Consider the following 12,744-nt stretch of genomic DNA (forward strand, 5'->3'; position numbering starts at 1 on the left):
TTTGGCGCATGGCCGACGAGATGGCGGCGACGCTTGACACCTTCGAGCCTCTCGTCCTCGGGGAGGTACCGGCCGAAACCCAGATCCTCGTCAGGGCCCGGGTCACTCTCGTCAGATGCGTGAACGCGTACATCGGCTGCCTGTCGGACCGCGTGCGCGCAGCGGGTCCCGATCAAGGCACGTTGCGCCTGCGGCGCATGCATGACGACGTGGTCGAGCTGCGTGCCAGGTACTCCACTCACATCGGCAGGTTCGACGCTCGCACCATGCTCTCGGATTGGAGTGCCTACGGACATGCGTGCAGCGATCTCGTCGCCGCCATGCGCCGGCACCTGGCCGAAGTGCGCAATCATCTGTCGGAGGACGGGGGCCGCGTCATGGCGGCTCACGCATGGCGCCACGAACGCTCGGACAGGACCGGCTCCGATCAAGCACGCGCTCGACACGGTGATCAGGTCGTCATCAGCTGAGCGACGATGGACGATCGCCACACGGCACCGGACGCTCCTGCGCGATCACCCTGTCCCGTCACGCCATTCGCGACGGGCAGAAGACGATGCGCGCGGGTTCGCCGTCCTCCCGCGCGGATCACGACCATCCGATCGATGGGCAAGGCACCGACGCTCGTTCCCTGACCTGAACCGGAGCGAGCGAAATCGCGCGTCCTGAGTGATGGATGATTTCGGGCGCTCGTCCGCGACATACAGGGTGAAGCGCTCCGGGCAGCCCTAGTCACAAGAGCGAGATCACGAGCGTGCCGATGGCTGGCCATCCCGCCTCCTGTGCACATGCGCCGGCCATGCCCGACGCGTACGACCAGACGTCTATCCAAGCGACAAGCGACCCACTAACGAGCCGCGCGAGATCGGAGTTCACGTGCGCCTACCCTGGAATGGAGGATGCCCTCCGGTCATCATACACCGCGCTCGAGACGAGGTCTTCGGCCACTGGTGCTACAAGCTGGCCAAGCACCACGGCGACGAGAAGCGTGCGCTGCTTCTTTGTGAGAAGCTCCACCGCGAGGAGGCACTCGAGAGGATCTACGATCAGACGTTCGGAACGGATCCGCGCCCGTTCGTCGTGGCGCCCGCACGTCCCTTGGGCGGAACGAACAACGCGCTCGGCCGCACGTTCGCGCGCTACGTCGCGCAGGAACTCGGCCTTGGTGTCAGCAATGCCATCTTCCAGACCAATGCGGTCAGACGGGACTCGATCAGAAGTCCGTTCTTCAGACTGTCCCAGTCCCCGACTTTCGACGGCGAGGTGGCTGCGGGAGCCAACTACCTGCTCGTGGACGACGTCTTCACCCTTGGCGGAACGCTGGCCTGTCTGCGCGGGTTCATCGAGAGCGCTGGCGGTCGTGTGGTTGGAATGACGGCATTGGCGGAAAAGGGTGGACGGGATGTACAGGTTTCACTTGCAAAGGGCACGTTGGATGCGCTTAATGGAGCGCACGATGGCGCTCTTGCAGCTCTCATTCAACAGCGGGCGGGTTTCGCGCTCGACTGTCTCACTGAGCCTGAAGGTAGATACCTTCTCGAGCAGCCGTCCCTTGACGACATCAGAGCTGGCTTCGATCGCGCGGCAGACGGCCGACCTTGACGCCCGGCTAGACCGCCTGTTCGCCTCCCGCAAGCCGAGATCGGACTTCTCCTCCCGGCGCGGGTCCACCCAGCCTTCCACCTGATCGGTGCCGATCGCCGATCGGAAGGTGTTGGCAGCGCCGGGTCTTGGCGGCCGCATCGCCGGTTAGATGGATCCTGCACATGCCCTCTACGACCCGCGGCATGTGGCGACGGCAGATCCAGCGTCCCTCTCCCCTCAGATCGTCCTCAGGGTCTCGGCAGCGTCCCGGCTGGAACCCCTCCCTGTACCCGGCAGCCTAGGAGGCTGATCGGACCGGCTGGTCGAACGAAGGTGAAGAGGAGCTGAGCCGCCATCACCTTCGATGATGCCGACGACGCCGCTGCTGGTCGTGCGAGCCATCGATCAACTCCTCGTCGGCCGACCGACAGGCGCATGCTCGATTGATCATGCGGATCCTGCGCGAAAAGGCCGCACGTGGCTGGCAGGATCGCGATCCGCGTTGTCGATGCCCCGCACGCCGCGCGCCGCTCGCACGACGGCAGCTTGGCGAAAGCCATCATGGCCTCCCATTGCTGCGATCGCCGCCCTGATCGTCGTACGACGGACGGTCCGGAGGAGCGACGATGCGGCGACCTCCCGCAAGGCGACTTCCGCTGATGCGCTCATGGTGCGTCGTTTCCAGCGTCGTTCCATGGCCGGATTGGGCGGCGGCGAGAGTACTCCGTCCAGTCGGTGAGATCGAGGATCAACCTGTACTTGTCCCTGAGCCGCTCGAACATGAGCCGCTCCCTCCTCTCCGGTCTGCCATCAGGCACGGGAGGCGACCTGAGGTACCTTCCAAGCACACCCAACAGGAAGTCGGGAACACTGATCCCGAGGTGCGGCTTGTTCACGAACTCCACCCCGACCCCTACCGGCCGCCTGTCATCGCGGTCCTTCAGCCTACGCTGCGCCGTCGCGACGCATTCCTCGATCCCGCCCCGGCCGACCTTGTCGTTCGCCTCGCAGAACACGTAGGCGTACTGGCTCTCCGCCGCCATGAGCCTACGTTCAATCATGGCTCCGAGCAGACGCAGGTATGTTTCCTCGTAGGCAGCCGGATCCGGGAGGTCGGCGAAGGCGACGAAGCCTTCGAACCGCATCGACGCCAGTCTCGTGACATAGGCGAGGCGAAGATCCTCGGTGGCGTCGGCGAAGTGCAGCCCGCGGCGTCTGAGCGCGTCAACGTTCCCGTCGGAGAACGGGTCGGTCATCGCCGCAGCCAGGATGGCCGCACCCTCGCCGGCGATCAGAGGTCCGTGCTGAGTGATCGCGATGCACAGCGCGAGTATCCGCTCTCCATCACGGTCGAATTCGGCTTCGTCTATGAACATGTAGAAGGGTGCGCGGTGCTGTCCCCGCGGCACGAAGCTGGGGCTCATGCCGTTGTCTTTCAGCAGCGCCCGCCATTCCGTCCGAAGGCGCGGCGCGATGCGGGGTTCGTGATGAACGACGAATCGCACCATGCCATCCAGTCGATTGACCTGCTGCTGAATGACCCGATCGTCGTTGACGCCCAGATGACGCAGGTGATCGGCGAGACCGAACTTGCGGGCGTAGTGGAGCTCCTGCCGTAGCCGACGCTTGCGTTCCCGTGGGACATGGGGCCCGACCCCATCGCTGACGCTCAGTCCGGTCACATAATGAGCTTGGCCGATCCTCGAGCGACGCGTCTTGCGCTCCGACAACCCGAAGCCGTTCTCCGCCAGGATCCGACGCACGTCTTCCACATCGGGGAGTTCGTCATCGCTCGAGAAGCTCATGTCGTCGACGTAGCGGGTGTAGACAGCACCGCGCCGAGCGGCGAGCGCGTCACATGCTACGTCAATCGGCAGCGACACGGCGTTCGAAAGCACCGGACTGGTCGGTAGACCGAGCGGCAGCGATCCTCCAATCGTGACGAAGCGCGCCAGCAGCTCAGCCACCGATGTCTCCACGCCCACCTCCGTGAACAGCCGCTCGATCCGCGCGCGCGTGATCGTCGGAAAGAAATCCTGCACATCCACACCGAGCAGATGCCGATGACCGGAATGAACGGTCGCGTTCTCGCGAATGTTTCTGCCTGGCAGGAAGCCGAAGGCGCAATCGTGGGTGAAGCCGGCAAGCGTCAGCCGGAAGAAGGAGTCCAGCCTGCGCGCGAGTGCCTTGTACTCCGATTTGGCGAGAACAGGCTCCCAAGCCGTCCGGAACTCGCCCTTGCGCCTACGCTTCGGTATGTCGTGGCGGAGGAACACGGGAATCTCGAGGACCTGGACCTTCTCCGTCTCGGGCGCTTCCGACCCGACACGCCGAGGAGGCGGCACGAAGTCCAGAACCGCGTCGAAGGTGGCGAGATCGGTGCCGATCGCCGCGATCAGCGCCTCACGGTTCGTCACGCGTCGAAGATCGTATCTGAACGCCACAATCCCATCCATGGAGAGGGCCGGCCGGCTGCAGGAAGCAAGTGGTACTTCAACAAGCAGGCGCGACTCGCGCCTTGAACCTTGTGGACGACCGACCCTCCAGGCAGGAGGGTAGCGTCGGGCCCGTCGAGTGCAATCCCAATCACAGGTGACCGCAAACGCGCCATCTGCGGTCCGCACGTCCGAGCCTGCCATGTTCGACGACGCAATGGCTTTGCAGTTCGGGAGGAGCAGCCGCCATTGCGCAAGCGGTACGGTCGCGAGCCGAGCAGGTCGCACCGCGCAGGCGTGACGTGCCCCCACCCGTCGTGCGTTGACCCAACTCAAGCTGGACGTCGCAGACCTGAGGATGGACCGTACGAGGCGGTGACGCCTTGAGGAAGAGCAGACCATCGCCCCACTGACGCACACCGTCGCGGGCGCGCGGCGAAGAGCCTCCCGCCGGGTTTGGTCCAGCATGCGCCACAGCTGATCGGTTGCGGCGAGCGTCAGGCCTTCATCATTTTCGGCATGGAAACGGCCGCCTGTCGAGATGCTGCCGCGTAGCGATGATGACGCCGTGCGCGCGGCTGCGCGAGCTTGCATCGGATCACCACCGCCTCGAGTACCCCCGCCTCCGCCCTTTCTGGCTCCGAGTGCCACTCGTGAACCGCACGAAGCGGCATCTCGCGCGCGAGAAATTGCAGCGCCGGCCCGCCATCGTCTTCAGCCAGGCCCTTTCATCAATCTTGCAGCCACGCCCATCGTCCATGATCTCGGTGAGCCACTCACCTCTCTGCAAGGGCGTCCGGCCGGGTCGGTCGCAACCGACCGCCGCCGCCGTAGCAACGACTGCATGGCAGCATCACGCGCTGCCTCGCGCGGCCTCGGCGATCAACGCTCTCCATGTCGACGACGGGATCGCCTCCGACTCCGGCCCGAGGTCCCCGGCCTGCCCCGTGTCCGTTTCCTCGAAGGCCTTCCATGTCGCCAGGACATGGTCCGGCTTCGAAGGCCGTCACGGATGATGCCTGCAGCCTCGGCGATCGACCGTCGAATACGCATGCGACCAGCGAAGAAAGGGGCTAAGGGGCACTTCATGGACAGCGCGGTGAAAAGAGACGAGTTCCACTTCCTCGAACTCACGCTCAGCAACGTCCGATCGTTCGGCAGCGAGCAGCGGTTCGACTTCCGCGCAGAGGACGGGGGCGCGGCCCGGTGGTGCGTCATCCTCGGAGAGAACGGCGTTGGCAAGACGACCGTCGTGCAGGCCCTCGCCATGATGCGGCCGGTGCCCGCCTTCGAACGGGGAGCGGATGGCCAGGTCATCCCCCTTCCCGCGAAGAACGACGAGCTGCCGGATCCGGACTGGGTGGAACCCGACGTCTTCGACTACCAGAATCCGCAGATCCTCGATCTCATCAGGCAGGGCGACGGCGACGTGTCCGCCAGCATGGCCGTTTCACTCGTGAGCGCGACGGGTCACCAGATCTCGATTGGCTTCAACAGCGCCTCGCGCGGCGGCAAGCTGACATCCGCCAGCCCACGCCCTCAGAAGAGCGCCCTCACCGGCAAGGGCCCACTCATAATCGGCTACGGTGCATCGAGGCATACCGGATCGCGCAACCTCGAAGACATAGGTGACCAGCGTCCAACCGACGGGCTCTTCGACGACCTCATCGAACTTGCCGATGCGGAGGAGGTCCTCGAGACGCTCTACCGCGATCAGCTCGTCGCCCTCGCGTCGGGGCAACCTGAGAAGGCCGGGAGGATGCAGGCGCTGCGTGACAGGATGGAGGCGGCGATCCAGTCCATGATGCCGGACGTCGACTACGTGGACGCATCCTCCAGCACCAGGAGACGCGGCGGCGTCGCGCCTTCCAATGCGGCGTTCCAGACTCCCTCCGCAACGGTGCCGCTGTCCGGGCTCAGTCTAGGGTACAGGGTCATGGTCTCATGGATCATCGATCTAGCTTGGCGGCTCCACCGATTGCGTCCCGACGACAGGTCGCCGTTCGACGAACACGCCATCGTCATCGTCGACGAGGTGGATCTGCATCTTCATCCGCGATGGCAGCGCAGGATCAGGGAGAGGCTTCTCGAGCACTTCCCGAACGTGCAGTTCATCGTGACCGCCCACAGCCCGATCGTGGCGCAGGAGGCCATCGCCAACGGTGATCCGGTCGCGGTGGTGAGATGGAATGGAAGCTCCGCCGAGGTGATCAACGATCCGCTCCTGCCTCGGCCGTGGCGATACGACGAGATCCTAGGGAGCGTCGCATTCGGGCTCGAGACCGGGGTCGATCTGAAATCGTCCGACATCCTGATCGAACGGGATCAGCTTCTGCGAAAGCGCGACCTCTCCGAGCAGGAGAGAGCGCGCCTCAAGACGCTGAACAGGGTGGTTCACGCCATCGAGGGCGGCGATGCGCCCTACGACGCCGCGTTCGACAAGCTGATGGAGCGCGTGGTGGAGCTCGAGAGGCAGCTCGCGGAACGGGCATGATCAGGATCCACAAGGGGGCGGCGCCGGAGATCCTCACCAGGCTCGGTCCGGGCCACGTCGAGGCGCACAGGCAGTTCTACGATCTGAACGCGACCGAGATCGCCGCTGGCACCAAGAAGATCCCCGTCGCCGAGCACGTCTACGGAGCACCGGAGGTCCGAGACGCCCTCGCTCAGGCGCAACACGGCAAGTGCTGCTTCTGCGAAGTGGAGATCGAGCACCCCTACATGCATAGGCATGTGGAGCACTGGCGTCCCAAGGGTGGTGTCAGCCCGGTCGGCGGTGGACGGGCCACCCCACCCGGCTACTACTGGCTGGCCTACGACTGGGAAAATCTCCTGCTCGCCTGCGTCGTGTGCAACAGCTCGAACAAGGGAACCTCATTCCCTCTCGTCGACGAAGCCGACAGGGCTAGGACCCATCACGATCCGATCGCGGCCGAGCGCCCCCTGCTCATCAAACCGGATGAGGAGGATCCAGCCGGTCATATGGAATGGATCGACGATCAACCTCGCGGAACGACGGACGCCGGTTGGACCACGATTGAGGTGCTCGGCCTCATCCGGCCCGAGGACGTCAAGCGCACCCGCAGGTTCCTCGAGATAGCGCAGGCCTACCGTCGACTCTGGAAGATACACGACGTGGACGATCCAACCGTCCGCGAGATCGCCGCCGACTTGAGGCGGCTGCTCGAGGCCGCCCCTCGCCCCGAAAGCCCGTTCAGCGCCATGGCGACGGCCTTTCTGGAGAGCAGGACACTGCCGCCTGAGGCCTGAAGCCGAGCGAGCCGTATCGATGACGGAATCCCGGACGGCGATGAGGCCGTTGCGGCGCAGTCCGACGTTCAGCCGCTCTCTACAGGGGGCGGGTTCGTTCCCGACCTCGCCGCCTAGGCTTCGAGCCGGACCTCACGCTCGAGCGCCCGGATGTCATGCACCTTCGAGATCCGTCCGCAGCCGCTCGGACATGGACGTGCGATAGGATTCCACCTCGACGGCAAGCGCCTCCAGCGCCGCGGCGGCGTCCTCCAGCGCGTCCCTCATCGATGAAATCTCATATGCGCGCGCGAGTTCGCGATAGGCAGCCGCTTCGGATATGAGGCTCTCGGGATCTCGCTGCATCCGAGCACCGTAGTATCGCCGCGGGTCCACCGCCATCCTCGCGGACGATGCCGGACCTCGGCCTCGCTCAGCCGTAAAGCGTGGCCGTGCGCTGGAGACCGGCTTCTCCAAGGCTGCAGCCACGCAGCATTCGGGACAATCGGCACCGGAGGATCGCCGCACCTGCCGATCGGCGAGGAGGTCAGGGGGTGATGATCGAACCGGATGGGCGTTCCAGATCCCGCACCGGACGTCATCGAGGTACGTTGGCACTCACGTGATTTTCACGCGCTCATGGCTTTCCCGCTTCACCTAAATTTCCGATTGCTCAGGCTCCTATTTCAGCCTTTTGCAATATGTCGATCTGTGTCGAGCCCAAGAGGATCCACCGCCATGAACTAAATCATTCCGGTGCGAACCTGAGTAAGTAGTGTTGTTGCTGCTCAGCGCGCCCGTCCCTCGGGGGCGATACATATTAATTTAGGTAACGTCCGAACCTACCATCCAGTGGCACTAAATCGACGGTAAATCGCCCGTGAACAGCGGAAGCCGCATGGCGGTGCGACCACCACCGGAGCGCGCCATCGCTATCACCCTGCAGCCACGACCCAGCGCGCATCGTGTACCGGAAGATCCGGAACGGCTCCACGTCCTCACCCATCCGATGGCACGCCTCGCAAAGAGCCGCTCGCACCACCCCTGGCATTAATTGCCACTATCTGGTAGATAGGTCGGATTGCTGTAGGAGCGACATGACCCTGCTCATCGAGAAATTGCCTGGTTGGCAGGTGCTCGGCACGGAGGACACGGCGACGCGCGTGCTTGTCCGGGTGCTTGCACCCGAGTCGGAGCACGCCTGTCCGAGATGCGCCGCCGACCACGACGCGCTCATCCGACACGGGTCGCGCGATCAGCAGTTCGTGGAGGCTCCGCTCGCCGGCCGCCGCGCCTCGCTGGTCGTCAAACGGCGGCGTCACAGGTGCGCCGCATGCGACGCGATTGTCGCGCAGCCGCTCCCGCTCGCGCTCGAGGAGCATCGCATCACGGTACGGTGCCGCGATCAGATCGTCGAGCAGGCCACGACGATCCCGCTGCTGCAGGTCGCCGAGCAGGTCGGCGTCCATCGCATGGTGGTGCAGCGTCTCGTCGGCACCGGCCGCAAGCCGGCCGGCCGTGCACGGAACGCCGACACGGCGCACCTCGACGAATGCCAGTTCTGCCGTCGCCGGTTCGAAGAGGTCGGTCTGGAACACCACCATCCCGCGCCGATGAATGCGGCCGCCATCAGCCTTCCGACGATGCGGCTCTGTCGAGAATGCCACCGCCTTGGCTGCGCAACGTGGACCATGGAGAAGACGGGTGAGTGAGGGACACCTCAGGAAGCCGGTGCGGCGTACGCTCAGCATCGTACGACCTCTGCGCAACGACCAGGCAACCGATTGTACCGCGGAGTGGCAGCGCGAAAAGAAGGGCGGCGCCGGCAAGGCTTCGACCATCGAGCAATTCGACGACACGCCGGCGCGCGGCCGGCTTCCACCTCGCACCGGCTCGATGAACGCCGAAAGCGTCGCGGAAGCCGTCGGCATCGTGATCGGGCCGCTCTCTTGGAGCCCGCGATCCTTCCGGCACAATCTCATCGGCGGGACCGACTGAGCGCACGGAACGTCAACAGAGATCGGGACGCGAAGAACATGGCGACGGTAGTTGGAGAGATGGAAGCTGGGTGGGGCGAGGACGCCTCGGAGGCGGTGGTCATCGACCTGGAGCTGGTCGCGGACCTGACTACCGACGTGGCGGCGTCGGAAGGTGAGCGCCGCCGACTCTTCGACTTCCTGCTCGGCAAGGCGATGCTTGGAAAGGGCATCTCCTACAAGGGGGACCGCGCCTGCTACAGCAGGATCTGCGAGCAGGCGAAGATCCCGCGCGGCTGGCGCAATCGCAAGCACGTCGACATCATCGAGAAGTACGGGCCGCGCTTCAAGCCGTCCCGCTACGTCTACCGCAACGCCATGCGGGACGCGCTGCCCGACATACCGCAGCGTGGCGTGGCGGTGCCGACGCGCAAGCTCGTGGCTGAGATGGAGCGGGCGGCGGCCGCGATGAAGGAGGGAGCGCCACTCACGGTCATTCGCCATCTCGTCAAGGTCGCTCAAGGCGACCGGACGCTTCCGCAGTGGAACGGCGGGCCCAACAAGCGCGAGATCATGCGGCAGTCGGGCGCGGACAAGGCGGCCGTGATCAAGTTGACGGCCTGCCATGAGGTCATCACGGCGTGGGCCGGTTTCTTCCGTCTCGCCGACATGCTGACCAAGAACCGGAACGGCACCGTGGTGACCCAGCGCGTGGGCCACATCGCGGTGGCGGAGTACATCGCGGGGCTGAAGGGAGAGAAGCCGCCGCGGAAGCTCTATGCCAACAAGCGGGGCGGCGTCTCGTACGTGGCGCTCAGCGCCGAAACTAACCTTCCCCATACGACCGTCACGAACAAGGCGTGCAAGGACCTGGCGGAGGCGGACGTGGCGGCACGCGGCCTCGGCCCCGTGTGGAAGGGCAAGTCGAGGGCGGAGCGCGACGCCATAGCGGCTCGCAGAGACGAGCTCATGGAACACGTCAAGAAGTGCGTGACGGCCGGTATTCCCCTGCCTGCCAAGTCGACTAGGCGGGACTCGATCGACTTCGACGAGCTCGTCCGGCGCTCCGGCAAGCCCGGGCCATCGCTCGCGGAGGACATCCAGTTCAAGCGGCTCATCTGGAAGGCAGGTGCCAAGGTGGCTCCACTGGACGAGCCCGCCATGGACCTCTACGACTACGACTACCTCATCCAGACGGCGCCCAGCGAACGAAGCGCCCATCTCTCCGGCAACTCGAAGTCGTCATTCAAAACCACGACGAAGAAGGCCATTCAGCTGATCCGCGACTACGTCGCGGAGCGCGATGGTCTGCCCAGGGGCGAGAACCGCCTGGTGCGCGACGATTTCGGCACGACCGGCGAGGAGTTCGAGATGCTCCTGGACGCCATGCTTGAGGATGACGCGTGCGGCAGAACGCCTTCCACCTTCCTGGGTGCGGCCAGATGGGTCAGGAACTGGCTGATCGAGCGGCGTGAGGACGATGGCCTCGGCGACGAGTTCCACGCAGCACTCGCCGAGGCGCTGGAGCGTGATGGCCGACTACCCGAGGTCGTGGCTCAGAAGGCAGGCGTGAACCTGGAGAAGCTCCGATCCTGGATCGAAGGCGAGCATTGGCCCAAGCGGGGTGATCGCAAGGTCATAAGCGCGCTGGAGAGCGTGCTCGAGCTCAAGGACACGCGGCTCACCGAAATCCTCGACCGGGACGACAGCTGGCAGAGGGCCGCACGCCACGCCCGCAGACTACCGCGTAGATGCGGCCCGCACGCCGCCGACAACTGGCGGCAGATGGACGAGGCCGAGTTCCTCGCGATGATCGACTTCATCAGCACCAGGCTGCTGCAGCGCGACACCGCCCATGGGGCCGCCATGCGCGAGAGTGCAGCGCGCCGGGTCAGCGAGGAGATCAGGCGGCAGGAGCTCGGCGAGGACCTCGGCCGCATCAGCGAAACCCTCGAGGAGGAGCTCGCCTATCTCGCCGATCACATGACGAAGCCGTTCGGCACCGACCTGCTGCGGCGCGGCGGCAAGCGGTGGAGGGAGAACACCACCGCACCGATGCGCCTGTCCTCGCTCGTGCAGTTCCTGCGCTGGCAGATCAAGCCGAAGTCAGCCGGTGGCCTGGGGCGGGACCCCGCGCATCTCACCATCGCCGACCTCATCCATCCGCCGCTCGTGTTCGCCTACATCGACCACAAGGCCGGTGAGCTCGCCGACGTGGAATGGGAGGGTCGGAAACGCGGCAAGGTGTTCACCGCGACGCAGGTCGACTTCCTGCGGACCAGCGCCGCGCTCGTGGCGCAGGATTTCGGCTTCATCACCCAGCAGTTCGACCTTGCCGGACGTATCGTTCCCGACGCGCGCGCCCTACCGACGTACGCCTACATCGACGACGAAGGGCGGACCTTCGATGACGACGAGGAGGAGGACGCTCCCGCTGACAGCGGTGTGCCGATCATGCCCGGGCACCTCGCCTCCCTCAACAGTTCCGAGTTCCTGACGTCGATGCGGGCTGCCGAACTCAGGTATCGGCAGGCCGGCGACGACCTCGACCTAATCGCGGACTCCACCCGCGATCCCATGGAGTCGATCTCGGTCGTGCTCGACAGCGAGGAGCCGCTGGAGCTGATCCTGCGCCATCTGGCGTTGGGAGCCGAACGCGAGCCCAACAAGGCCAGGGATCCCCTCGCCTGGCACACCCACTGGCGAAACGTGCTCGTGAACGATCTGTTCGCGCTGACGAGCCTGAGATCGACCAACGTTCGCGAAATCATGATCGATGGCCCCACGCCCAACCTCGTCTTCGACAACGAAAGAGGCATGTGGATGCTGCAGATCCATTGGCGGCAGTTCAAGAACTTCCGCAGCGCCCCCCTCTTCGGGCGCAAGCGAAATCGCGAATACTACCGCAAGTACCTACCCGACTATGGCGGACTTTACGAGAAGATCGACAAGGTCAAGAACGAGTGCCGCCCCTACTTCCTCAACCGTCTCGCGACGGGGTTGGCGGTTCCCAACGAGTTCTTCCTTCAGACGTCGGGTGTCCCGATACCCAAATCTGACATGTGGCGCCTCGTGTTCAAGCACACGGCGCTTCACGTCGCCGGCAACCCCTACCGCGGCACCGGCATCATCAACTGCCAGCCGTTCGGCCCGCACGCGTACCGCGACATCCGGGCGACGGACATCCTGCTTCACCCGACCGATGGCAAGGACCCGTACCTCGAGGCCGCCATGGCGCTCCAGACGAGCCGCAGGATGATCCAGGACCACTATGGTCGCGTCCGCAGCGAGGTCCGGAACGCGGAGGCGGACCTCCGCTTCCTCAAGGTCTACGGCCGCGTGGCGGCACAACTCGGTCTGCATGCATGATCTGCGTGCGGACACGCTGGATGCGTACCGGACGCCTGAACGCCTCTGCGGCTCCGACCGGCGAATGGATCCGCTCGGCGCCAGCATCATGGTCCCTCGCCGCGTGCATGGTTGCGTACGGCGAACCGCTC

Annotated in this window: 9 protein-coding genes; 7 read left to right on the top strand and 2 right to left on the bottom strand. The window is 65.0% G+C overall.

Annotated features, from left to right (window positions below; all coding sequences use genetic code 11):
- Positions 1 to 8 precede the first annotated feature (8 nt).
- Positions 9 to 470 carry a hypothetical protein gene (locus KZ813_RS16940; RefSeq protein WP_219756169.1) on the top strand — a complete coding sequence of 154 codons (462 nt, stop codon included), beginning with the start codon at positions 9 to 11 and terminating at the stop codon, positions 468 to 470.
- A gap of 406 nt (positions 471 to 876) precedes the next feature.
- On the top strand, positions 877 to 1,602 hold the full coding sequence (locus KZ813_RS16945; RefSeq protein WP_219756170.1) for a phosphoribosyltransferase: 726 nt from the start codon (positions 877 to 879) through the stop codon (positions 1,600 to 1,602).
- Positions 1,603 to 2,249: 647 nt separating this feature from the next.
- Here the strand turns inward: KZ813_RS16945 and KZ813_RS16950 are convergent.
- Positions 2,250 to 4,001: a reverse transcriptase family protein gene (locus KZ813_RS16950; protein ID WP_219756171.1), complete on the bottom strand. Its 1,752-nt coding sequence runs from the start codon at positions 3,999 to 4,001 to the stop codon at positions 2,250 to 2,252.
- Between the two features lie 1,105 nt (positions 4,002 to 5,106).
- Here KZ813_RS16950 and KZ813_RS16955 point away from each other — a divergent pair.
- Positions 5,107 to 6,513 (top strand): AAA family ATPase, encoded by a 1,407-nt coding sequence (locus KZ813_RS16955; protein WP_219756172.1) that lies wholly within the window; start codon positions 5,107 to 5,109, stop codon positions 6,511 to 6,513.
- Positions 6,510 to 7,289, top strand: a complete 780-nt coding sequence (locus tag KZ813_RS16960; RefSeq protein ID WP_219756173.1) for an HNH endonuclease family protein — start codon at positions 6,510 to 6,512, stop codon at positions 7,287 to 7,289. Before KZ813_RS16955 ends, KZ813_RS16960 begins: the two co-directional genes overlap by 4 nt.
- A gap of 153 nt (positions 7,290 to 7,442) precedes the next feature.
- On the opposite strand, the gene KZ813_RS16965 is transcribed toward KZ813_RS16960, so the two are convergent.
- Positions 7,443 to 7,634 carry a hypothetical protein gene (locus KZ813_RS16965; protein WP_219756174.1) on the bottom strand — a complete coding sequence of 64 codons (192 nt, stop codon included), beginning with the start codon at positions 7,632 to 7,634 and terminating at the stop codon, positions 7,443 to 7,445.
- 731 nt (positions 7,635 to 8,365) lie between these two features.
- On the opposite strand from KZ813_RS16965, the gene KZ813_RS16970 reads away from it, so the two are divergent.
- From KZ813_RS16970 to KZ813_RS16980, 3 genes are read left to right on the top strand one after another with little or no spacing between them, the layout of a single operon-like run.
- The gene (locus KZ813_RS16970; RefSeq protein WP_219756175.1) at positions 8,366 to 8,980 is read left to right on the top strand and encodes a transposase family protein; all 615 of its coding nucleotides are present in this window, start codon (positions 8,366 to 8,368) and stop codon (positions 8,978 to 8,980) included.
- The gene (locus KZ813_RS16975) at positions 8,973 to 9,266 is read left to right on the top strand and encodes a hypothetical protein (RefSeq protein ID WP_219756176.1); all 294 of its coding nucleotides are present in this window, start codon (positions 8,973 to 8,975) and stop codon (positions 9,264 to 9,266) included. Before KZ813_RS16970 ends, KZ813_RS16975 begins: the two co-directional genes overlap by 8 nt.
- A 38-nt stretch (positions 9,267 to 9,304) precedes the next feature.
- Positions 9,305 to 12,613 carry a hypothetical protein gene (locus KZ813_RS16980; RefSeq protein ID WP_219756177.1) on the top strand — a complete coding sequence of 1,103 codons (3,309 nt, stop codon included), beginning with the start codon at positions 9,305 to 9,307 and terminating at the stop codon, positions 12,611 to 12,613.
- The last annotated feature ends 131 nt before the right edge of the window (positions 12,614 to 12,744 follow it).

The sequence above is a fragment of the Sphingomonas folli genome (assembly GCF_019429525.1).
Classification (GTDB): domain Bacteria; phylum Pseudomonadota; class Alphaproteobacteria; order Sphingomonadales; family Sphingomonadaceae; genus Sphingomonas; species Sphingomonas folii.